Source organism: Streptomyces sp. NPDC002698, from assembly GCF_042888945.1.
GTDB lineage: Bacteria > Actinomycetota > Actinomycetes > Streptomycetales > Streptomycetaceae > Streptomyces.
The window spans coordinates 1-22273 of record NZ_JBIAQM010000011.1; the positions used below are offsets into that span (position 1 = coordinate 1).

Annotated in this window: 18 protein-coding genes; 10 read left to right on the forward strand and 8 right to left on the reverse strand. The window is 71.5% G+C overall.

Annotated features, from left to right (window positions below):
* Positions 1 to 171 precede the first annotated feature (171 nt).
* Genes ACFYW9_RS17510 through ACFYW9_RS17530 form a run of 5 tightly spaced genes read right to left on the reverse strand, consistent with a single transcriptional unit; the run spans position 172 to position 5764 of the window.
* Entirely contained in the window at positions 172 to 1482 is a 1311-nt protein-coding gene (locus ACFYW9_RS17510; protein WP_389150653.1) for a DUF58 domain-containing protein, read from the reverse strand.
* Positions 1482 to 2480, reverse strand: a complete 999-nt coding sequence (locus tag ACFYW9_RS17515) for an AAA family ATPase (protein WP_389150656.1) — start codon at positions 2478 to 2480, stop codon at positions 1482 to 1484. Before ACFYW9_RS17515 ends, ACFYW9_RS17510 begins: the two co-directional genes overlap by 1 nt.
* Positions 2480 to 3670, reverse strand: a complete 1191-nt coding sequence (locus tag ACFYW9_RS17520; RefSeq protein WP_389150659.1) for a DUF4350 domain-containing protein — start codon at positions 3668 to 3670, stop codon at positions 2480 to 2482. Before ACFYW9_RS17520 ends, ACFYW9_RS17515 begins: the two co-directional genes overlap by 1 nt.
* Positions 3667 to 4425 (reverse strand): DUF4129 domain-containing protein, encoded by a 759-nt coding sequence (locus ACFYW9_RS17525; RefSeq protein WP_389150662.1) that lies wholly within the window; start codon positions 4423 to 4425, stop codon positions 3667 to 3669. Before ACFYW9_RS17525 ends, ACFYW9_RS17520 begins: the two co-directional genes overlap by 4 nt.
* A 4-nt stretch (positions 4426 to 4429) precedes the next feature.
* The gene (locus tag ACFYW9_RS17530) at positions 4430 to 5764 is read right to left on the reverse strand and encodes a hypothetical protein (protein WP_389150665.1); all 1335 of its coding nucleotides are present in this window, start codon (positions 5762 to 5764) and stop codon (positions 4430 to 4432) included.
* Between the two features lie 140 nt (positions 5765 to 5904).
* On the opposite strand from ACFYW9_RS17530, the gene mtnA reads away from it, so the two are divergent.
* The 7 genes from mtnA (at position 5905) to ACFYW9_RS17565 (ending at position 14689) form a co-directional block, all read left to right on the forward strand.
* Positions 5905 to 7050, forward strand: a complete 1146-nt coding sequence (gene mtnA, locus ACFYW9_RS17535; protein ID WP_389150668.1) for an S-methyl-5-thioribose-1-phosphate isomerase — start codon at positions 5905 to 5907, stop codon at positions 7048 to 7050.
* A gap of 8 nt (positions 7051 to 7058) precedes the next feature.
* Positions 7059 to 7748 (forward strand): two-component system response regulator MtrA, encoded by a 690-nt coding sequence (gene mtrA / locus ACFYW9_RS17540; protein WP_192582811.1) that lies wholly within the window; start codon positions 7059 to 7061, stop codon positions 7746 to 7748.
* Between the two features lies 1 nt (position 7749).
* Entirely contained in the window at positions 7750 to 9834 is a 2085-nt protein-coding gene (mtrB, locus tag ACFYW9_RS17545) for an MtrAB system histidine kinase MtrB (RefSeq protein WP_351862033.1), read from the forward strand.
* A complete protein-coding gene (locus ACFYW9_RS17550) occupies positions 9824 to 11668 on the forward strand; it encodes an LpqB family beta-propeller domain-containing protein (protein WP_389150673.1) in 1845 nt (614 codons plus the stop codon). The genes mtrB and ACFYW9_RS17550 overlap by 11 nt, the downstream gene beginning before the upstream one ends.
* 135 nt (positions 11669 to 11803) lie before the next feature.
* On the forward strand, positions 11804 to 12730 hold the full coding sequence (locus ACFYW9_RS17555; protein WP_389150676.1) for a ComF family protein: 927 nt from the start codon (positions 11804 to 11806) through the stop codon (positions 12728 to 12730).
* 315 nt (positions 12731 to 13045) lie between these two features.
* Positions 13046 to 13738, forward strand: coding sequence for a ribosome hibernation-promoting factor, HPF/YfiA family (gene hpf, locus ACFYW9_RS17560; protein WP_387308373.1), 693 nt, complete (start codon positions 13046 to 13048; stop codon positions 13736 to 13738).
* Positions 13739 to 13942: 204 nt separating this feature from the next.
* On the forward strand, positions 13943 to 14689 hold the full coding sequence (locus ACFYW9_RS17565) for a response regulator (protein WP_389150679.1): 747 nt from the start codon (positions 13943 to 13945) through the stop codon (positions 14687 to 14689).
* Between the two features lie 16 nt (positions 14690 to 14705).
* Here ACFYW9_RS17565 and ACFYW9_RS17570 read toward each other — a convergent pair whose 3' ends face one another.
* Together ACFYW9_RS17570 and ACFYW9_RS17575 are read right to left on the reverse strand one after the other, a co-directional pair.
* Positions 14706 to 15959 carry a winged helix-turn-helix domain-containing protein gene (locus tag ACFYW9_RS17570; RefSeq protein WP_389150682.1) on the reverse strand — a complete coding sequence of 418 codons (1254 nt, stop codon included), beginning with the start codon at positions 15957 to 15959 and terminating at the stop codon, positions 14706 to 14708.
* A gap of 121 nt (positions 15960 to 16080) precedes the next feature.
* Positions 16081 to 16647, reverse strand: coding sequence for a GNAT family N-acetyltransferase (locus ACFYW9_RS17575; protein ID WP_326787408.1), 567 nt, complete (start codon positions 16645 to 16647; stop codon positions 16081 to 16083).
* A 244-nt stretch (positions 16648 to 16891) separates the two neighbouring features.
* On the opposite strand from ACFYW9_RS17575, the gene secA reads away from it, so the two are divergent.
* Positions 16892 to 19732 (forward strand): preprotein translocase subunit SecA, encoded by a 2841-nt coding sequence (gene secA, locus ACFYW9_RS17580; RefSeq protein WP_389150687.1) that lies wholly within the window; start codon positions 16892 to 16894, stop codon positions 19730 to 19732.
* Positions 19733 to 19919: 187 nt separating this feature from the next.
* Here secA and ACFYW9_RS17585 read toward each other — a convergent pair whose 3' ends face one another.
* Positions 19920 to 20564, reverse strand: a complete 645-nt coding sequence (locus tag ACFYW9_RS17585; RefSeq protein ID WP_389150690.1) for an Rv3235 family protein — start codon at positions 20562 to 20564, stop codon at positions 19920 to 19922.
* Between the two features lie 345 nt (positions 20565 to 20909).
* Between ACFYW9_RS17585 and ACFYW9_RS17590 the strand changes: the two genes are divergently transcribed.
* Positions 20910 to 21425: a DUF6912 family protein gene (locus ACFYW9_RS17590; protein WP_351862019.1), complete on the forward strand. Its 516-nt coding sequence runs from the start codon at positions 20910 to 20912 to the stop codon at positions 21423 to 21425.
* 58 nt (positions 21426 to 21483) lie between these two features.
* Positions 21484 to 22149 (forward strand): HAD family hydrolase, encoded by a 666-nt coding sequence (locus ACFYW9_RS17595; protein ID WP_389150693.1) that lies wholly within the window; start codon positions 21484 to 21486, stop codon positions 22147 to 22149.
* Positions 22150 to 22273 lie beyond the last annotated feature (124 nt).

The following is a 22273-nucleotide window of genomic DNA, read 5'->3' on the forward strand; positions in this document are numbered from 1 at the left end:
CAGGGGGGACCCTGTGGGAGAGTAGGACGCCGCCGAACAAATTTTGAAGAAAACCCCCGGACCGGGGACACCGGTCCGGGGGTTTTCTGCGTTCAAGAACAGTTTTTCCGCTCCCCGTTCACGGTCGGCTGACGGTCGGCCTGCCGACTTCCCTGTTCTATCAAGGGTGTTTTACAGGCGGCCCGCCGACTTCAGGGCCAGATAGGCGTCCGCCAGGGCCGGCGCGAGGTCGTCCGGAGTCGCGTCGACGACGGTGACTCCGCGCCGCCGCAGCGTCTCCGCCGTGCGCTGACGTCCCGCCTCGGCCTGGGCCGCCGCCGCTGCCTCGTAGACCGCGTCGACGTCTCCCCGGGCCTTCGCCATGCGCGCGACGTACGGGTCCGCGACCGATGCCAGCAGAACCGTGTGGCGCTGGGTGAGGCTGGAAAGCACAGGGAGCAGGCCCTCTTCGACGGGGGCCGCGTCGAGGGTCGTCAGGAGCACGATCAAAGAGCGTCGCGGGGCCGTGCGCACGGCTGTCGCGGTCAGGCCGCGGGCGTCCGTCTCGACGAGCTCCGGTTCGAGCCCGGCCATCGCGTTGACCAGGGACGGAAGGACGTCGCCCGCCGCACGGCCCTGGACCAGGGCGCGTACCCGGCGGTCGTAGGCGAGGAGGTCCACGCGGTCGCCGGCGCGGGAGGCCAGGGCACCGAGGAGCAGGGCCGCGTCCATGGAGGCGTCGAGGCGGGGTGCGTCACCGACGCGGCCCGCCGAGGTGCGGCCGGTGTCGAGGACCAGAAGGATGTGGCGGTCGCGCTCGGGACGCCAGGTGCGTACGGCGACCGTCGTCCGGCGAGCCGTGGCACGCCAGTCGATGGACCGGGTGTCGTCACCGGGAACGTACTCGCGCAGACTGTCGAACTCCGTGCCCTCACCGCGCGTCAGCACACTGGTGCGGCCGTCGAGTTCACGGAGCCGGGCCAGTTTGGAAGGGAGGTGCTTCCGGCTGGTGAAAGGGGGCAGGACCCGTACGGCCCAGGGGACTTGGTGGCTGCCCTGACGGGAGAACAGACCGAGCGGGCCGAACGAGCGGATCGTGACACGGTCGGCCCGGCGGTCACCGCGGCGCGTGGGGCGCAGACGGGTCGTCAGACGGCGGCGTTCGCCGGCGGGGACCGTCAGACGGTGACGGGAGGCCTCGACCTCCGTGCCGGGTTCCCAACTGCTGGGCGGCCAGGCATCCCTGACGTGGGCGCGCAGGGGGCGGCCGGAGGGATTGGTGACCGTGAGGGTGACGTCGGCGGCTTCACCGAGGCGCACCGAGGTGTCCCCGGAGCGGGTCAGGCCCAGGCGTCGTACGGGAGCCGCGAGGGCGGCGTCGCAGGCGCAGGCCAGGGCCAGGGGGACGTTCACGGCGAGGATGCCTGTCCAGCCGGGCCCCCAGATGCCGACGGGGATCGCGCCCAGGGCCGCCAGGAGGGCGGCGCGTCCGGTGAGTGCCATCAGCGGGGGACGGGGACGTGGGCGAGGATCGCGTTGATGACGGAGTCGGCCGTCACGCCCTCCATCTCGGCTTCGGGGCGGAGTCGAACGCGGTGGCGCAGGGTCGGCAGGGCCAGGGCTTTGACGTCGTCGGGGATGACGTAGTCGCGGCCGGTCAGCCAGGCCCAGGCGCGGGCCGTGGCGAGCAGGGCCGTCGCGCCGCGCGGGGAGACGCCGAGGGTGAGCGACGGCGATTCGCGGGTCGCGCGGCACAGGTCGACGACGTAGCCGGTGATCTCGGGGGAGACCGCTGTCTTGGCGACCGCCGCGCGGGCGGCTTCGAGGTCGGCGGGGCCGGCCACCGGACGCAGGCCCGCGGCGCGCAGGTCGCGGGGGTTGAAGCCCTCGGAGTGCCGGGTGAGGACGTCGATCTCGTCCTGGCGGGAGGGCAGCGGGATCGTCAGTTTGAGCAGGAAGCGGTCCAGTTGGGCTTCCGGGAGGGGATAGGTGCCCTCGTACTCGACCGGGTTCTGGGTCGCGGCGACCAGGAAGGGCTCGGGGAGCGGGCGAGGAGTGCCGTCGACGGTGACCTGGCGTTCCTCCATCGCCTCCAGCAGCGACGCCTGGGTCTTGGGAGGCGTGCGGTTGATCTCGTCGGCGAGCAGGAGATTGGTGAAGACCGGGCCGGGCTGGAAGGAGAACTCGGCGGTGCGGGCGTCGTAGACGAGTGAGCCGGTGATGTCGCTCGGCATGAGGTCGGGGGTGAACTGGACGCGCTTGGTGTCGATTTCCAGCGCGGACGCGAGGGCGCGGACGAGCAACGTCTTGGCCACTCCGGGGACTCCTTCGAGGAGAACGTGTCCGCGGCAGAGGAGGGCGACGACGAGGCCGGTCACAGCGGGGTCCTGGCCGACCACGGCTTTGGCGATCTCGGCGCGCAGGGCTTCCAGGGAGGAACGGGCGGTGTCCGCGTCCCCGGAATACCCGGCGTACCCGGCGTTGTCAGTGGTCGGGTTCATCATGAAATGCGTACCTCTCTTTCGAGGGCGTCGAGTTGGTCGGCGAGAGAGACGAGGGCCGCGTCGTCGCGGGGCGGCGGCCCGAAGAGGAGCGGGAGCAGGGCCTGTGAGCCGCCGTCGACGTGGGCGGCCAGGGCGGGGAGCAGGGTCTCGGGCGCGTGGGCCTGGACCGGGGGTACGCCGATGAGGGGGGCGAGGCGGGTGCGGGTGGCGGAGCGCAGAGCGGCGGCCGCGCGGTCGCGGGCGGACGCCTTGCGGTAGAGGCGGGCGCGGCCTTCTGCGGTTTCGGAGGCGCGGATCGCGACGGGAAGCCGTTCGGGTACGAGGGGGCCCATGCGGCGTGCCCGCCACAGTGCTGCCGCGGCGGCCGCGATGAAGAGCTGGAGTGTGCCCCAGAGCCAGCCGGAGGGGAGCAGGTCGAAGAAGCTCTGGTCGCCCGCGTCGGTGGCCGAGTCGTCGGAGAGCGAGGGGAGGTACCAGACCAGATGGGTGCGGGAGCCGAGGAGTTGGAGCGCGAGCGAGGCGTTGCCCTGCTCGTCGAGACGGTCGTTGAAGAAGATGTCGGGGGCGCCGAGGACGACGGTGTCGCCGCTTCCGGAGCTTGCCGGAACGCGCAGCAGCGTGGGCAGTCCGTCGCTCGGGTAGCAGGTGTCGGCGTTCGGGTCGGTGGTGCTGTAGCGGATGCCGCCCGTGTCGGCGCTTCCCGCTCGGCGGGCGGCGGGCAGACCGCAGCGGGGGGAGAGCGTGGAGTCGAAGCCGACCGCGGGATCGGCGGTGACTTCGGGGACGAGGGTGCCGAGGGAGGGCGGTCCGGGTGCGATCAGGACCGTACGGCCGCCGGAGCGCTCCGTCGCCGTGCGCAGAAGGCTCTGTTGACGCTTGGTCAGCAGATCGGGGGAGGCGATCAGCAGGGTGGTGTCGGGGCCGGCCGCGGAGGCGGCCTCGCCGAGAGTGGTGACCGGACGTGTGGAGACCCCCCGGTCGGCGAGGAGCCGGGCGACGGCCCGGCTGCCGGAGGGGTCCGCGGAGCGCGGGTCGAGGCGGCCGTGCCGGGCGTCCGAGCGGACCGCGGCTATCGCCACGGCGGCCGCGAGCAGGAGGACGAGCGCGAGGACGACTCCGCGCGTGCGGGTCCACAGCTGTCGGGTGGTGGGCGAGGACGAGGTGGGGGCGAGGGCGGCCTCGGTCATGAGGTGGCCCCCTGGTGGCTGTCGCGGGCCGTGTTCCGGTGCGTGCCGGGAGCGTTGTCCGTGAGTACGGGCCTGGTGCGCTCCAGGTCGCGGTCGAGCTCGGTGAGGCGCTGGTACGCGCGTGGGTCGCCGGATCGGCCGCCGTACGTGATGTCGTCGAAGTCGCGTGCCGAGGCGCGCAGCCGGTCGGTGTGGGAGGGCAGGGAGCGGCCTGCCTCCGCGGCGGCCTCGTCGGCCGTGCGGCCGGGGCGCGGATCGAGCAGGGCGCGTTCCTCCAGGGATCGCACGACGGCGCGCATGCGTTCCTGGACCGCCTGGTTCCAGTGGCCCTGGGCGGCGTGTGCCTCGGCGGCGGCGCGGTGTTCGGCGGCGCTCCTGGGGCGGTTGTCGAAGAGGGTGGCGGACGAGGTCCGGGTGCGGTGCGGAGTGCCCAGGCGCCACCACAGGGCGGCCACGACCGCCGCGGCCGCGAGGACGATGACGACGAGTCCGAGCGTTCCGCCGGGTGTCGCGGCCGAAGCGGTGCCGAACAGTCTGTCGACCCAGTCCCAGAAGGCGTTCAGGGCGCGCTGGACGAGGCCGGGGTCGTTCTCGTGGTACATCCGCTTGGACAGTTCACGTCTGGCCGCCTCCCGTGCGGCCTCGCGCGGCGTGGTCACCGGTGGTGTGTCGCTCCGGGACAGCGCGAGGACCGTAGTCGTACCGGTGTGCGGTCCCGCGAGTACCGCCGTGAGAACTCCCCCCGCCCCGTTCACCGCATCAACTCCCTGGTGTGGTGCCGGTGGTTCCGGAGGCCACGCTGCCGTGGTCCTGGAGGCCGGCGGCTCGGGCCAGGTCGAGGTCGAGGGCCTCGCGGCGGATGCGCCGGTCGATGTACAGGAGCACCGTGACGCCGGCGGTGATCGGGAAGGTGATCATGGATCCGATCACCGAGCCGATGCCGCTGACGATGAGGAAGGTCCAGCCGAGGTCGCCGGCGGAGCTGTCGAGGAAGCCGGTGAAGCCGTCGCCGCTCAGTGCGGCGGCGAGGACGGCGAAGGGGATCACGATGATCGACGCCAAGATGTTGGCGATGATCGTGGCGAGGAGCTGGATGCCGAACACCCGCCACCAGGAGCCGCGGACGAGTTTCGCGGAGCGGCGCATCGACTTCAGGATGCCCTGCTTCTCCAGCATCAGGGCGGGAGAGGCGAGCGAGAAGCGGACCATCAGCCACAGGGCGACGAAACCCGCGGCGAAGGCGCCGAGGACGGCGAGCGCGGCACCGGCGTCGCGCGAGCCGCCCGCGACGACGAGCAGACCCGGCAGTGCGCCGGCGCCCACGATCGCGACGGCGATGAGCGGGAGCAGCAGGGTCAGCCCGAACAGCTTGGCCAGCTGGGGGCGCGCGTCCCGCCACGCCTCGCTCGTGGTCACCGTCTTGCCGATCACGGCGCGGCTGGTCACCGAGGTGAGCAGGGCCGTCGCGACGATGGTGCCGAGCAGGGTGACGAGCAGGACGAGACCAGAGCTGAGCAGGGTGTCGCTCATGGCCCGGCTCAGCTCGCCGAGGGTGGCGCTCGGGTCGTTGAGCGTTTCCGTGGCGGCGCTGTCGTCCAGGACGAAGCCCTGGAGCAGGATGATGGCGATCTGCGTGACGACGGCGACGGTCAGCGAGATGCCGAGGACCGTGCGCCAGTAGCCGCGCATGGTCGAGACGGCGCCGTCCAGGATCTCGCCGACGCCGAGCGGGCGCAGCGGGATCACGCCGGGCTTGGCGGCGGGCGGCGGTGCGCCCCAGGTGCCGCCCCAGCCCGGCCCGCCGGGGCCGCCCTGTCCGGGGCCTCCCCAGCCGCCGTGTCCACCGCCCTGGCCGCCGGGAGGCCGTCCGCCCCAGCCGGGACCCGGCGCGGCGGGCGGCGGGGCCCCCGCGGGCCCCTGTGCGCCGGGCGCGGACCACTGGGCCGGCGGGGGCTGCTCCTTGGACCACTTCGAGGGCTGCTCGGGCGGATTCGCTCCGTCCTGGTCCGCGGGCCGCGGGGTGCCGGACGAGTCCGGCGCCTTGTCGCCGGAGGGGGCGGATCCGGGCGACGCCCAGCCCGGAGTGTCGTTCATCGTCGCTCCTTCACGGTGCCCGTCCCGCGGTCGCGGCGGCAGGTCGACAGCCATCGTGTCACGGCGTGCCCGGCAACGGTCGGGCCCCGTATGGGCTGCACACCTTCAATTGTCCGCCGGGTACGGGGCAGACTGGGCGAATGGCCGATCAGTACGCGCAACCCCGCGAGGACAGCGGGCCGACGGAGATACCCGCGATCCGCTGGCACGAACCGCCCGAAGGCCCCGTGGTGGTCCTTCTCGACCAGACGAGGCTTCCCGCGGAGGAGGTCGAGCTGGTGTGCACGGACGCGCCCGCGCTGGTGGAGGCGATCCGTACGCTCGCCGTGCGGGGGGCTCCGTTGCTCGGGATCGCCGGGGCGTACGGCGTCGCGCTCGCCGCCGTACGCGGGTTCGACGTGGAGGAGGCCGCCCACGCGCTGGCCGGTGCCAGGCCGACCGCCGTGAATCTCGCGGTCGGTGTGCGCCGGGCGCAGGCGGCCCACCGGGCGGCGCTGTCCGCGGGCGGGGACGAGGCGGCGGCCGCGTCGGCGGCGCTCGGTGCGGCGCGGGCGCTGCACCGCGAGGACGCCGAGGCGAGCTCGCGCATGGCCGCGCACGGGCTGGCGCTGCTCGACGAGCTGCTGCCGGGCGGCGGCCACCGGGTGCTCACGCACTGCAACACCGGCGCGCTGGTGTCCGGCGGTGAGGGAACCGCCTTCGCGGTGGCGCTCGCCGCGCACCGGGCGGGGCAGCTGCGGCGGCTCTGGGTGGACGAGACGCGGCCCTTGCTCCAGGGCGCCCGCCTGACGGCCTACGAGGCCGCTCGCAGCGGAATGGCGTACACCCTGCTCACGGACAGCGCGGCGGGCTCGCTGTTCGCGGCCGGGGAGGTGGACGCGGTGCTGATCGGGGCCGACCGCATCGCCGCCGACGGTTCGGTGGCGAACAAGGTGGGGAGCTATCCGCTCGCGGTGCTGGCCAGGTACCACCATGTGCCGTTCATCGTGGTGGCGCCGGTGACGACGATCGATCAGGACACGCCCGACGGCGAATCCATCGAGGTCGAGCAGCGCGCGGGTCATGAAGTGACGGAGATCGCGGCTCCGCAGGTGCCGGTGGTGGGTGTGGAGCCGGGAAGAGGTATACCTGTGGCACCCCTGGGGACCCAGGCGTACAACCCGGCGTTCGACGTGACGCCGCCGGAGTTGATCACGGCGATCGTCACCGAAGAGGGCGTTGTTTCGCCCGTGACGGCTGAGGCTCTCGCCGAGCTGTGTGACTTGTCACGCCAGGTAACGATTTAGTTAATGGGATGATGTCGTTTATGAAGGGACGAGTCCTTGTCGTCGATGACGACACCGCACTGGCCGAGATGCTCGGCATCGTGTTGCGTGGTGAAGGTTTTGAGCCGTCTTTCGTAGCCGACGGCGACAAGGCGCTGGCCGCTTTCCGCGACGCCAAGCCCGACCTGGTGCTCCTGGACCTCATGCTGCCCGGCAGGGACGGCATCGAGGTGTGCCGCCTGATCAGGGCGGAGTCCGGGGTGCCGATCGTGATGCTCACGGCGAAGAGCGACACCGTCGATGTCGTGGTCGGCCTCGAATCGGGCGCCGACGACTACATCGTGAAGCCGTTCAAGCCAAAGGAGCTGGTGGCGCGGATCAGGGCGCGGCTGCGCCGTTCGGAGGAACCGGCACCCGAGCAGCTGTCGATCGGCGATCTCGTCATCGACGTGGCCGGTCACTCTGTGAAGCGGGAAGGCATGTCGATCGCGCTGACGCCGCTGGAGTTCGACCTGCTGGTCGCTCTGGCGCGCAAGCCGTGGCAGGTGTTCACGCGTGAGGTCCTCCTGGAGCAGGTGTGGGGCTACCGGCACGCGGCGGACACCCGTCTGGTCAACGTGCACGTCCAGCGACTGCGCTCCAAGGTCGAGAAGGACCCGGAGCGCCCGGAGATCGTGGTGACCGTTCGAGGCGTCGGATACAAGGCAGGACCGAGCTGACATGTCATGGGACAGTGCCGCTTCGGCGTCCGCTGAGCAGGGGGATCGTTCGGGGCGGCCTGTCGGCCGGAAAATGAAGGGTTCCCGCTGGGAGCGGTTCTTCGAAGGAGGGCTGCTCCAGGGCGGGGTCCAGGGCAGTCCGGTTCTCCGGCTGCTCATACGCTGGGTGCGCCGTCCGCTGCTGCCCGTGATGCGGCTGTGGCGGCGCAACATCCAGCTCAAGATCGTCGCGACGACGCTGCTGATGTCGATGGGCGTCGTCCTGCTTCTCGGCTTCGTCGTGATCGGGCAGGTGCGCAACGGCCTGCTCGACGCCAAGGTGAGGGCCTCGCAGAGCCAGGCCACCGGCGGTTTCGCCGTGGCCAAGCAGCAGGCGGACGCGGCGGCGACGGCGAACGGCGACGACGGCACGGACGCGGACGGCCGCCCGTCCAAGAACGTCAGCCAGTGGATGACCGACCTCGTCGTGTCCCTGTCCAGTGGCGGGCAGGGCGCGTTCGACGTGGTGACGCTCAACTCCACCGCCTCGGGCGACGGCAGCGGCGGCCTCGCGCCGCGGTCCTCGGGCCAGGTCGACTCGACGGTGAGCGTCCCCGAGAACCTGCGCGCCCGGCTCGACGAGGGCACCTCGGCGGCGCAGAGCTACACCCGTGTCGTCTACAAGGACGGCAAGCAGTCCCAGCCGGCACTGGTCATCGGCAAGCAGGTCAGCGACCCCAACGGGGACGCGTACCAGCTCTACTACCTCTTCCCGCTGACGCAGGAGGAGAAGTCGCTGAGCCTGGTCAAGGGCACCCTCGCGACGGCCGGGCTGTTCGTCGTGGTGCTCCTCGGGGCCATCGCCTGGCTCGTGGTGCGCCAGGTCGTCACACCGGTGCGGATGGCGGCCGGGATCGCCGAGCGGCTCTCCGCCGGACGCCTCCAGGAACGTATGAAGGTCACCGGCGAGGACGACATCGCGCGCCTCGGCGAAGCCTTCAACAAGATGGCGCAGAACCTCCAGCTCAAGATCCAGCAGCTCGAGGACCTCTCCCGGATGCAGCGGCGGTTCGTCTCCGACGTGTCGCACGAGCTGCGCACACCGCTGACCACCGTGCGGATGGCCGCCGACGTCATCCACGACGCGCGCGTGGACTTCGACCCGGTGACCGCGCGGTCGGCCGAACTCCTCGCCGACCAGCTCGACCGCTTCGAGACGCTCCTCGCCGACCTGCTGGAGATCAGCCGGTTCGACGCGGGCGCGGCGGCGCTGGAGGCCGACGCCATCGACCTCAGGGAAGTCGTACGACGGGTGGTCGGCGGAGCCGAGCCGCTCGCCGAGCGCAAGGGAACGCGCGTACGCGTCGTCGGCGACCAGCAGCCGCTGATAGCCGAGGCGGACGCCCGGCGGGTCGAGCGGGTGCTGCGCAACCTCGTCGTCAACGCCGTGGAACACGGCGAGGGCAAGGACGTCGTCGTCAAGCTCGCCGCCGCGGGCGGAGCGGTCGCGATAGCCGTCCGCGACTACGGCGTCGGGCTCAAGCCCGGCGAGGCGACCCGGGTGTTCAGCCGCTTCTGGCGGGCCGACCCGGCACGCGCCCGTACCACCGGCGGCACGGGTCTGGGGCTGTCCATCGCCCTGGAGGACGCGCGGCTGCACGGCGGCTGGCTGCAGGCCTGGGGCGAGCCGGGCGGCGGTTCGCAGTTCCGGCTGACCCTGCCGCGGACGGCGGACGAGCCGCTCAGGGGATCACCGATACCCCTGGAACCCAAGGATTCCCGGCGCAACCGCGGACTCGACGACGCCGGTCTGCCGCACGGCGGAGCCACGAAGCGCGCCACGGTCCCGGTGCAGCAGGCCGGGTCCGCGGCGGACCGGATACCGCCGCCCGGGGCCATGGCCCCGCGGCTGGCCGGGGTCTCGCCCACGGCCGATCCGACGGCGCTGCCGGGCAACGGCGCTCGTGTGGTGCCCCGGCCCGCCGGGCCGCCACGCCGCCAGGAGGAGACATCCGGCACCGGCCGGGAACGGACCGCGCAGGAGCGGGGGCGGGACGGCGTGACGCCGGAGGAGCTCGGACATGGGGAGGCATTTCGTGGGCGCTGACCGCGGGGGGAACGGCGTCCGTGGACGCCGTTCGGTGAGCGTCATGGTGTACGCGGGTTGTGGAGCGCTGCTGCTGGCGGGGTGCGCCTCGATGCCGGACAGCGGGGATCTGCGCGGGGTGGAGTCCACCCCGCGCCAGGACTCGCAGGTCCGCGTCTACGCCGTGCCGCCGCATCCCGGTGCCTCGGCGGCGGAGATCGTCCAGGGTTTCCTGGAGGCGCTGACCAGCGACGACGCCAAGTACGAGACGGCCGGCAAGTACCTCACCGACAGCGCGCGCAAGACGTGGGACCCCTACCGTTCGACGACGGTCCTCGCGGACGCGCCGGAACCCGTGGGAGCGCCCTCGGGGACCAAGGAGGGCAGTCGTGAGGTCCTGTTCCGGCTGAACGGCAGCAAGGTCGCCACCGTGGACGCCCGGCACGCCTACGGGCCGGACTCCGGCCAGTACAGCGGATCGGTGCATCTGACCAAGCTGAAGAGCAACAAGCAGTGGCGTATCGACGGGCTGCCGCAGGGCGTCGTGATGGGCACGTCGGACTTCCAGCGCAACTACGTGTCCGTAAATAAGTACTACTACGCGTCGAACGGGACCTCCGGGGCAGGCAGTCCCCTGGGGACCGTCGCCGACCCGGTCTTCGTGCGCGCGCAGGTGGATCCGATGACGCAGATCGTGCGCGCCCTCCTGAAGGGGCCCACGAGCTGGCTGAACCCGGTGGTCAGGTCGAGTTTCCCCTCGGGCACGGAACTGAAGAACGGCGATGTGTCGCTGTCGCCCGACGACCGCAACAGCGTCACCGTGCCGCTGAACGCGAGGGCCGACCGGGTCGGAAGCCCCCAGTGCAAGAAGATGGCGGCCCAGATCCTGCTCACCCTCCGGAACCTGACGCCCACCGGCGTCGACGAGGTGGAGCTCCAGAGGTCGAACGGCTCGCAGCTGTGCGTGCTGGACAAGGCCAAGGCCGAGAGCGTCGCCTCGCACGGCACGGGCGAGCACCCGGAGTACCAGTACTTCATCGATCACGACCAGCGGCTCGTACGGATGCCCGGTGGCAACCGCGACAAGAAGCCCGAGCCGGTGCCCGGTGCGCTGGGCGAGGGCGGCAAGAAGCTGCGGGCCGCCGCGGTGTCGCGGGACGAGGACACCGCGGCCGGGGTGTCGGCCGACGGCCGGAACCTGTACGTCGGGTCGCTGGTGCCGGGCGGTTCGCTCGCCGAGCCGGTGGTGCGCAGCCAGGGCAAGACGGCCGACGACCGGCTGACGACGCCCAGCTGGGACGCGCACGGCGATCTGTGGGTCGCCGACCGCGACCCGAAGAACCCCAGGCTGATCCTGCTGCGGAAGGGCGCGGGCGAGCCCGTCGTCGTGCAGGCACCTGAGGTCGACGGGCGCGTCGAGGCGGTGCGGGTGGCCGCCGACGGGGTGCGCGTCGCGCTGATCGTCGAGAAGGACGGCAAGAGCTCGCTCCAGATCGGGCGCATCGAGCGGTCCGCGTCCGGCGAGCCCGACGGCGCGTACATCGTCGAACCGCGTTCCGTCGCGCCCCAGCTGGAGGAGGTCACGGCCATGTCCTGGGCCGGGGACAGCCGCCTCGTGGTGGTCGGCAGCGAGAAGGGCGGTGTGCAGCAGATGCGGTACGTCCAGGTCGACGGTTCCACCCCGCTGGGCACCTCGCCCTCCGCGCTGGCCAACGTCAAGGAGATCGCCGCGTCGGAGGACGAGCAGCTGCCGCTCGTGGCGCACTCGGAGGCGGACGGGATCGTGCGGCTGTCGGCGGGCGAGCAGTGGCAGAAGGTGGTCCAGGACGGGACGGCGCCGGTCTACCCCGGGTAGAGCCGTGTGCGTCCGCGGTGGGCCCGTCCGGTTTCCGGGCGGGCCCACCGCCGTTTCGGGAGCTGTCCACAGGCGGTTCCCCAGGGTTGTCCACAGGGGTGGCCGAGCGGTCCGGCCGTTGGCACAGTGGTGGCCATGCGGGGGTGGTGGCGGGACCTCACGGATCTGGTGCTGCCGGCCGAGTGCGGAGGCTGCGGGAGGCCTCGCACGGTGCTCTGTCCCGAGTGCCGTGCCGCCCTGACAGGGGCCGCTCCGGGCCGGGTGCGACCGGTGCCCGAGCCGGCGGGGCTGTCCGTGGTGCACGCGGCGGCTCCCTACGGGGACGAGGTGCGGGCCATGCTCCTCGCCCACAAGGAACGGGGTGCGCTGGCGCTGGCGGCACCCCTGGGCGTGGCCCTCGCGGGGGCTGTGCGGGCAGGTCTGGAGCCCGCTGTACGTCCTGGTCAGGCAGGTCTGCCCACGGCTTCGCAGGGGCCGCGGGGCTTCGGGAAGGGGGACGTGCGGGGAGAGCGGGAGAGGGCGGACACCGTTGGAACGGCGGTCCGGGCGGCCGGGGCGGGGCACGGGCCCGTGCTGCTCGTGCCCGTGCCGTCGGCGCGGCGGGTGGTCCGGGCGCGGGGGCACGATCCGACGCGGCGGATCGCGCTCGCGGCGGCGGGGGAGCTGAGGCGTACCGGAACGCCGGCCCGGGTGCTCGGCGCGCTGCGGCAGAAGCGTGCCGTGGCCGACCAGTCGGGGCTGAACTCCCGCCAGCGGGCGGTGAATCTGGCGGGCGCCCTGGAGGTCGTCGCCGGTGGCGGGCGGATGCTGGCCGAAGGAGGGCGGGTCGTGCTGGTGGACGACCTGATGACCACCGGGGCGTCGTTGGCGGAGGCGGCGCGGGCGGTGCGGGCGGCGCAGTCGGGTGTGCGGGCGCTGCGGTGGACGGGTGAGAGGACGGGACGGGCGGTGGTGTACAGGCGAATCCCGGGTAGGGAGCAGGCCGGAGGAAGGAGTGGTGCGACGGTCTGTTCGGCCGTGATCGCGGCACCGCCGGACGCCTTCGAAATAAACCGGAACTGACCGAGAACTTGCATCGTTGCAGGTAATAAGAGGGTCAATTCACCTGAACGGAGGTACGTATCAGTAGAGGGTGACGACATCCGTCCGGGCGAGATATGTTCGGTTGTGAGGCAATGGCGCAGGCCGTACCTCGCGCGTCCGAGTGCCGAGGCATCACTTTCCGGCAATCACCCGCATCGGTGGGGTGGAGATCTTGTCCTTGGGGGAGGAGGAGGTGAAAGTCACCGAGTCCGAGGTTCCGGGGCTCACCGGAGCCTGGTGCAAAAGGGAGATGCTCCGCCAGTGGAGCGGGGCTATCCGGGAACGGAGTTCTGCGTGGACATCGTCGTCAAGGGCCGCAAGACCGAGGTGCCCGAGCGGTTCCGCAAGCACGTGGCCGAGAAGCTGAAGCTGGAGAAGATCCAGAAGCTCGATGGCAAGGTGATCAGCCTCGATGTCGAGGTGTCCAAGGAGCCCAACCCCCGACAGGCCGACCGCAGTGACCGGGTGGAGATCACGCTCCACTCCCGCGGGCCGGTGATCCGGGCGGAGGCAGCGGCAAGCGACGCGTATGCAGCACTCGACCTGGCCGCGGACAAGCTCGAGGCCAGGCTGCGCAAGCAGCACGACAAGCGCTACACCCGCCGTGGCAACGGCAGGATCTCGGCGGCCGAGGTCGCCGACGTCGTCCCGGGGGCCGCGACCCTGAACGGCAGCGGTGACGTCGTCCACGACGAGGAGCCGGACGCCGTACCCACCAAGAAGATCGGCTCTCTGGAGATCATGGGCGAAGGCCCCTGTGTCGTCCGGGAGAAGACCCACGTGGCCGCACCGATGACGCTCGACCAGGCGCTCTACGAAATGGAGCTGGTCGGGCACGACTTCTACCTCTTCGTCGACTCCGAGACGAAGGAGCCCAGCGTGGTCTACCGGCGCCACGCGTACGACTACGGGGTCATCCACCTCAACACGGACCCGATGGTCACCCAGGCCGGAGCGGACGCGCCGGGCGGCGCGCTCGGCGGCTGACCGTCCCCGGTGACGGATGAGCCGGTGCCCCTGGAGCGCGAGTGCGCCCCCAGGGGCACCGGTGTGCGACCACTTCACGCCCCGCTCCGTCACCCCGCCGCCGTCCGGACATGGAATCATGGCCGGACCGGCCCAACCGGTGGGTCGTTGCCTTGGGTTGGCGACCCGCGGAAACACAGGCCACGGCCTTCAGGGGGAGGAACGATGGCGGACAGCTTCGGACCGATGCGTGCCGGTGACACCAGCGGCGGAGTCGCCGCATCCGGCCCGGACGGGGGCTCTTCACGCAAGGAGCCCATCAGGGTCCTTGTCGTGGACGACCACGCTCTCTTCCGCCGCGGTCTGGAGATCGTCCTCGCGGCCGAGGAGGACATCCAGGTCGTCGGTGAGGCGGGGGACGGCGCGGAGGCGGTCGACAAGGCCGCCGACCTGCTGCCCGACATCGTGCTGATGGACGTACGGATGCCCAAGCGCGGCGGTATCGAGGCGTGCACCTCCATCAAGGAGGTGGCCCCCAGCGCGAAGATCATCATGCTGACGATCAGCGACGAGGAGGCCGACCTCTACGACGCGATCAAGGCGGGGGCGACCGGGTACCTCCTCAAGGAGATCTCCACGGACGAGGTGGCCACCGCCATCCGCGCGGTCGCCGACGGGCAGTCGCAGATCAGTCCGTCGATGGCGTCGAAGCTCCTCACCGAGTTCAAGTCGATGATCCAGCGCACGGACGAGCGCCGGCTGGTGCCCGCGCCGCGGCTCACCGACCGCGAACTGGAGGTCCTCAAGCTGGTGGCCACGGGGATGAACAACCGTGACATCGCCAAGGAACTGTTCATCTCCGAGAACACCGTGAAGAACCACGTACGCAACATCCTGGAGAAGCTGCAACTGCACTCCAGGATGGAGGCCGTGGTCTACGCGATGCGGGAGAAGATCCTCGAGATCCGCTAGTCGCCCTCCCTCGATGTCACCCCAGGATGCGCACGAGCTCCGCGGCCAGCGGTTCGCGCAGGTCCGGGGTGTCCACCCGCTCGACCCGGACATCCGTGCAGTCCACCCAGTCCGCGGCCTCCGCCAGGGCCTGGGCCACCGCCGGGACCGCCTTCGCGCCGTCCAGGGTGACCTGTCTGGCGACCAGCGTGCGGCCCTCGCGCGCCGGGTCGACCCGGCCGACGAGCCGGCCACCGGCGAGGACCGGCATCGCGAAATAGCCGTGGACCCGCTTCGGCTTGGGCGTGTACGCCTCCAGGCGATGCGTGAAATCGAAGATCCGCTCCGTGCGCGCCCGCTCCCAGACGAGTGAGTCGAAGGGCGACAGCAGTGTCGTGCGGTGACGGCCGCGCGGGACCGTCTCCAGCGCCGCCGGGTCCGCCCACGCGTCTCCGGCCGGTCTTGATCCCGGGCCCCCCGCGCCGCCCTTCCCGGCCGCGGCCCTGCCCCAGCCCTCCACCGTCACGGGCACCAGACCCGAGTCCCCGATCACCGCGTCGACCTGATCCAGCTTGAGGCGGTGGTAGTCGGCGATGTCCGCGCGCGTGCCGACGCCGAGGGACTGTCCGGCCAGGCGGACGAGACGGCGCAGGCACTCCCTGTCGTCCAGCCCGTCGTGCAGCAGTGCCTTCGGGACGGCGCGCTCCGCGAGGTCGTAGACCCGCTTCCAGCCGCGCCGCTCCACGCACACCACCTCGCCGTACATCAGCGCGCGCTCGACGGCCACCTTCGTGCCCGACCAGTCCCACCACTCGCTGGTCCTCTTCGCCCCGCCCAAGTCCGTCGCCGTCAGGGGGCCTTCGGCGCGCAGCTGCTTGAGGACCTGGTCGTAGGCGCCGTCGGGCAGGTCGTGGTTCCAGTGCGGGCGGGCGCGGTAGGCGCGACGGCGGAACGCGAAGTGGGGCCACTCCTCCACGGGCAGGATGCAGGCCGCGTGGGACCAGTACTCGAACGCGTGCGGTGCCGGGGGCGTGTCGGCGGGCAACGCCGACGTCCAGTACGCCTGTTCCACGGTCCTGCGGCCGACGGCGCCGAGCCGGGCGTACGGAATCAGCTCGTGGGAGCGGGCGAGGACGGAGATCGTGTCGAGCTGGACCGCGCCGAGGTGCCGCAGGACCCCGCGGACGCCCGCCCTGCGGTCCGGGGCGCCCAGGAAACCCTGCGCCCGCAGAGCGATGCGGCGGGCTTCGTCCGCGGAGAGTTCGGTGGTGGGACGCGGAAGACTCGTCATGCCCACACGTTAGGCGGTCCCACTGACAACCGGGGCGCCCACGGAGGGACCGCGGCGGCGCGAGCGCGGGACCCGGGTCCGGGTCCCGGAGCGGGATCCGCTCCGGGACCCGCCACGGCGCTCACCTGGCCGGCAGGTACGGCGCCGTCGACGGGAGGCCCAGGTCCGAGGGGAGCAGCGAACCCACCCAGCAGTCCCTGCGTACGCCCTTGTTGTTGACGGCGGAGCGGAGGGTCCCCTCGATGGTGAAGCCGGCACGTTCGGCGACCGCGCGGGACCCGGTGTTGCCGACCTCGGCGCGCCATTCGACGCGGTCGACGGACAGGTCGGTGAAGGCCCAGCGGGAGGCGGCGACGGTGGCTTCGACGATGTAGCCGTTGCCGCGGTGCTCCTTCGTCGCCCAGTAACCCACCTCGCCGACGCCGAGGGAGCGCATGGTGATCGAGAGCATGCCCGCCAGCTCCCCGGAGGGGAGGAACACACCGAAGGCGAAGGCCGAGCCGTCCACCCAGCCCTCGGGCACGATCTGGTCCGTGAAACCCGACGCGTGCTCGCGCAGATAGGGCGACGGGATCGTGGTCCAGCGCTGGATGTCGGGATCCTGGGCGGCCTCGAAGACGGCGTCGGTGTCGTCCACGCCCACGGCGCGCAGGACGAGACGATCGGTGGTCAGCGTGACGGGGTCCATCGGCCGATTCTGCTCGGGCAACCGAAAGGACGCCAATCCTTTGCCCTGGGTGACCGGTTCGCTACTTTTCGCTGTGCGAACGCGGCACCTTCGGCAGCCCCTGTCCGTTGTCCTGGTGGCTGTCACCGGCAGACCTCCCGGCGCGGTGTGGTCCTCGCTTACGATGGCCGTTGCTCAAGCTGTGATTTGAAACTGTCATTGAAACCGACCGTCCCAGGCCCGACCGGCAAGGAGACAAACCCCCGTGTCCGTCCTCTCGAAGATCATGCGTGCAGGCGAAGGCAAGATCCTGCGCAAACTGCACCGCATCGCGGACCAGGTCAACTCCATCGAAGAGGACTTCGTCGACCTCTCCGACGCCGAGCTGAGGGCCCTCACCGATGAGTACAAGCAGCGGTACGCCGACGGCGAGACCCTCGACGACCTGATGCCCGAGGCCTTCGCCACCGTCCGCGAAGGGGCCAAGCGCGCTCTTGGCCAGCGTCACTACGACGTGCAGATCATGGGTGGCGCCGCGCTCCACCTCGGCTATGTCGCGGAGATGAAGACCGGTGAGGGCAAGACCCTCGTCGGCACCCTGCCCGCTTATCTGAACGCTCTCTCCGGAGACGGCGTCCACCTCATCACGGTCAACGACTACCTGGCCGAGCGCGACTCGGAGATGATGGGCCGCGTCCACAAGTTCCTCGGCCTCGAGGTCGGCTGCATCCTCGCCAACATGACTCCGGCCCAGCGCCGCGAGCAGTACGCGTGCGACATCACGTACGGCACGAACAACGAGTTCGGCTTCGACTACCTGCGCGACAACATGGCGTGGTCCCAGGACGAGCTCGTCCAGCGCGGCCACAACTTCGCGATCGTCGACGAGGTCGACTCGATCCTCGTCGACGAGGCCCGTACGCCGCTGATCATCTCCGGCCCGGCCGACCAGGCCACCAAGTGGTACGGCGACTTCGCCAAGCTGGTCACCCGCCTGAAGAAGGGCGAGCCCGGCAACCCGCTGAAGGGCATCGAGGAGACCGGCGACTACGAGGTCGACGAGAAGAAGCGCACCGTCGCCATCCACGAGCCCGGCGTCGCCAAGGTCGAGGACTGGCTGGGCATCGACAACCTCTACGAGTCGGTGAACACCCCGCTCGTCGGTTACCTGAACAACGCCATCAAGGCCAAGGAACTGTTCAAGAAGGACAAGGACTACGTCGTCATCGACGGCGAAGTCATGATCGTCGACGAGCACACCGGCCGTATCCTCGCCGGCCGCCGCTACAACGAGGGCATGCACCAGGCGATCGAGGCGAAGGAAGGGGTGGACATCAAGGACGAGAACCAGACGCTCGCCACGATCACCCTCCAGAACTTCTTCCGCCTCTACAAGCGCCACGACCACGACGGCAAGGAACTGCCCGGTCTGTCCGGCATGACCGGTACGGCGATGACCGAGGCCGCCGAGTTCCACCAGATCTACAAGCTCGGCGTGGTCCCGATCCCGACCAACCGGCCGATGGTCCGCAAGGACCAGTCCGACCTGATCTACCGCACCGAGGTCGCGAAGTTCGAGGCGGTCGTCGACGACATCGTCGAGAAGCATGAGAAGGGCCAGCCGATCCTCGTCGGTACGACGTCGGTCGAGAAGTCCGAGTACCTCTCGCAGCAGCTCTCCAAGCGCGGTGTCCAGCACGAGGTGCTGAACGCCAAGCAGCACGACCGGGAGGCGACGATCGTCGCCCAGGCCGGGCGCAAGGGCGCCGTGACCGTGGCCACGAACATGGCCGGTCGCGGTACGGACATCAAGCTCGGTGGCAACCCCGAGGACCTCGCCGAAGCGGAGCTGCGCCAGCGCGGCCTCGACCCCGAGGAGCACATCGAGGAGTGGGCGCACGCCCTGCCCGCGGCCCTGGAGCGGGCCGAGGCGGCGGTGAAGACCGAGAAGGACGAGGTCCACGACCTCGGCGGGCTCTACGTGCTGGGCACCGAGCGCCATGAGTCGCGGCGCATCGACAACCAGCTGCGCGGTCGTTCCGGCCGTCAGGGCGACCCGGGCGAGTCCCGCTTCTACCTCTCCCTGGGCGACGACCTGATGCGTCTGTTCAAGGCGCAGATGGTCGAGCGCGTGATGTCGATGGCGAACGTGCCGGACGACGTGCCGATCGAGAACAAGATGGTCACGCGTGCCATCGCGTCCGCCCAGTCGCAGGTCGAGCAGCAGAACTTCGAGACCCGCAAGAACGTCCTGAAGTACGACGAGGTGCTCAACCGGCAGCGCGAGGTCATCTACGGCGAGCGCCGCCGCGTCCTGGAGGGCGAGGACCTCCAGGAGCAGATCCGGCACTTCATGGACGACACCATCGACGCCTACATCGCGGCCGAGACCGCCGAGGGCTTCGCCGAGGAGTGGGACCTCGACCGGCTGTGGGGCGCCTTCAAGCAGCTCTACCCGGTGAAGGTCACCGTCGACGAGATGGAGGAGGAGGCCGGCGACCGCGCCGGTCTGACCGCCGAGTTCATCTCCGAGTCCATCAAGGACGACATCCACGACCAGTACTCGGCCCGCGAGGATCAGCTGGGCTCCGAGATCATGCGTGAGCTGGAGCGCCGGGTCGTGCTGTCGGTCCTGGACCGCAAGTGGCGTGAGCACCTCTACGAGATGGACTATCTCCAGGAGGGCATCGGCCTGCGTGCGATGGCCCAGAAGGACCCGCTGGTCGAGTACCAGCGCGAGGGCTTCGACATGTTCAGCGCCATGATGGACGGCATCAAGGAGGAGTCCGTCGGCTACCTGTTCAACCTGGAGGTCCAGGTCGAGCAGCAGGTCGAGGAGGTCCTGGTCGAGGACTCCGCGCCGTCCCTGGCCAAGCAGGAAGCCGTTCCCGCGGGCGCGGGGCGCCCCGAGATCCGCGCCAAGGGTCTCGACGCCCCGCAGCGGCCGGACCGGCTGCACTTCTCCGCGCCGACGGTGGACGGCGAGGGCGGCATCGTCGAGGGCGACTTCGCCAGCGACGAGCCGGTGCGGTCCGAGGCGGACGGCCTCACGCGCGCGGAGCGCCGCAAGGCGCAGAAGGGTGGCGTGCGCCGCCGCAAGAAGTGAGTGAGCGTCGCGGGCGGCGGGCGACCGCCGCCGCGCGCGACCGATGACACGGCAGGGGCCGGACACCTGGTGTCCGGCCCCTGCCGTGTCCCCGGGCCGTGTCCCCGGGCCGTGTCCCCGGGCCGTGTCACCCTGCCGTGTCTCCGGGCCCGGGACACGGGCCCGGAGGCCGGGGACACGGTGGCGTTCAGTCGGTGGGGCGGGGTGTGCGGGGGCCGCCGAGTTCGATCGCGGTGCAGCGCCAGCGGAGGTCGGGGCCCTGCTCCAGCCGGAAGGCCATGGCGCGGAGCTGGTCACCGGCGCCGATGCGGGCGAAGGCCTCGACGGCGCCGGGACGCGCGACGTAGTAGCCGATGTCCCGGACGACGGGGCGCGTGCCGCGGGTGCGCAGGGGGCCGCGTTCGGCGAGCCGCACCAGCTCGTCGTAGGCCCGGCCGGCGGTGTGGCGCAGCATGCAGTGGACGGGGCGGGCACCGCTCAGCACGGCCAGCAGCCGCTCGGCGAAGACGTCGGTGGGGCGGGGCCCCGGAGCGGGGCGCCCGGGCACCCCGGGGGACGCCGTGGCGAGTGTCCGGGCCCCGCCGGGCGGCAGGGCGCCGGGCCGGGCCGCGCCGCGCGGCGGAGTGCTCGTCCCGGCCTCGCCCTGCGGCGGGGTGCCGGCGGAGGGCGCGGAGGACGGGCTCGTGTCCTGCGGCGGGTCCCCGCCCGGCCGCCGGGCGGGGGTGCCCGTGCCCGGGGTGCGCGGTGGGGCGCCGCCGGGGCGGCGGGAGTCCTGACGGCCGGGCGGGCGGGTGCCCGGGTGGCGCCTGGTCCTGGTCATCACCTTGTTCATGCGTCGTCCCCGCTCGTCGTCCGGACCGGTGATACCGGTCGGTAACTTTCGTGTCGGGGATCTTGTACGAGCCGGGAAGGTGCCCGCGCAAGGACGGCGGGCGCGCGCCGCGCCCTCGGGAGAGTTCACCTATCAGGGTTGCGGGGAGGGGTGGAACCCTTGGCGGCCAAGGGGAGTACCGGGTGAATCGCGGGCGTGGGGTGGACGTCGCGGAGGGCGCGGCCGGGACCTCGAAAGGGGACGCCCGCACGTATCCTGAAGGCCCTCTCCAAAGGCGCGGGACCGCCCTCCCCGGAGTGCTCGCACCGCGTGATCCCGGAGCCCCGACCACGAAAGCGGCCAGCCATGCGCGTCTACGTCCCCCTGACCCTCTCCGGTCTCGCCGAGGCGTACAAGACGGGAGAGCTGGAGACGGGACCGTTCGTCGCGTACGCCGTCACGCCCGCCCTGCGCGAGTGGTATCTCTCCGACGACATCGAGGAACTGGAGTACGCGGCGCTGAGCCGTGCCGCGCTGGCCTCGCTGCGGCTCCTGGCGGCCGATCCCCAGGCCGTGCGGCGCCGGGTCGTGGTCGCGGTCGACGTTCCGGACCGGGCCGCGGCCGCCGACCCCGACCGGGGACTCGATCCCGCCGCGCTCGGCGAGGTGCGGGTCTCCCAGGACGTGACCCTGGCCAAGGCGGCCGCCGTGCACGTCGACGCGGACGACGCCGAGACGGACGTGACCGCGGCCGCGGCGGCGCTGGGCGCGGCCGAGGCCGGGGACGACGACGCCCAGTTCGTCGTCGACGGGGCCGACGACCACGAGCTGCTGTGGTTCGCCACGCAGGAGATCCCCGGCCTGGTCGGACTCGGGGAGTAGCCGCCCGCTCTCCGCCCGCGACGAGGTGTTGTCGGTGGCGGCGGGTACGTTTCTCGGTATGGGGAAGCAAGGAAACGCGCACATTGTCTGGGACTGGAACGGCACGCTGTTCCACGACAATGACGCGATCATCGGGGCGACGAACGCGGCCTTCGCCGAGCTGGGTCTTGAGCCGATCACCCTGGAGCGGTACCGGGCGATGTACTGCGTGCCCGTGCCGAGGTTCTACGAGCGGCTGATGGGCCGGCTGCCCACGGACACCGAGTGGCAGATCATGGACGACACCTTCCACCGGTACTACGCCGAGCACCGCAGGGGGTGCGGGCTCACCGCCGGAGTGCCCGCGCTGCTCGCCGGGTGGGAGGCGGCGGGCCGCAGCCAGTCCCTCCTGAGCATGTACGGGCACGAGGAGCTGGTCCCGCTGGTGCGGGGCTTCGGGATCGAGCCGCACTTCGTCCGGGTCGACGGACGGACCGGGCCCTCGGGCGGCAGCAAGGCCGAGCACATGGTGCGCCACCTCGGGGCGATCGCGGGTGCCGAGCCGTCCCGCGTGGTGGTGATCGGCGACGCCGCGGACGACGCGGTCGCCGCACGGCACGTCGGGGCCGGGGCGGTCCTCTACACCGGCGGTTCCCACAGCCGTGCCAGCCTGGAAGTGGTCGGCGTTCCCGTGGTGGACAGCCTGGAGGAGGCGGTCGAGGAGGCCGGCAGGCTGGCGGCCTGAGGCCCCTGCCCGCCTCCCGGACGGCTCGCCGGCCCTCCCGGACGGGCGCGCGCCGGGGACGACCTCCCCGGAAGCTCGCCGGAGGGCCGTGCCGGACAGCTCGCCGGAGGGCGGCCGTGCCCGT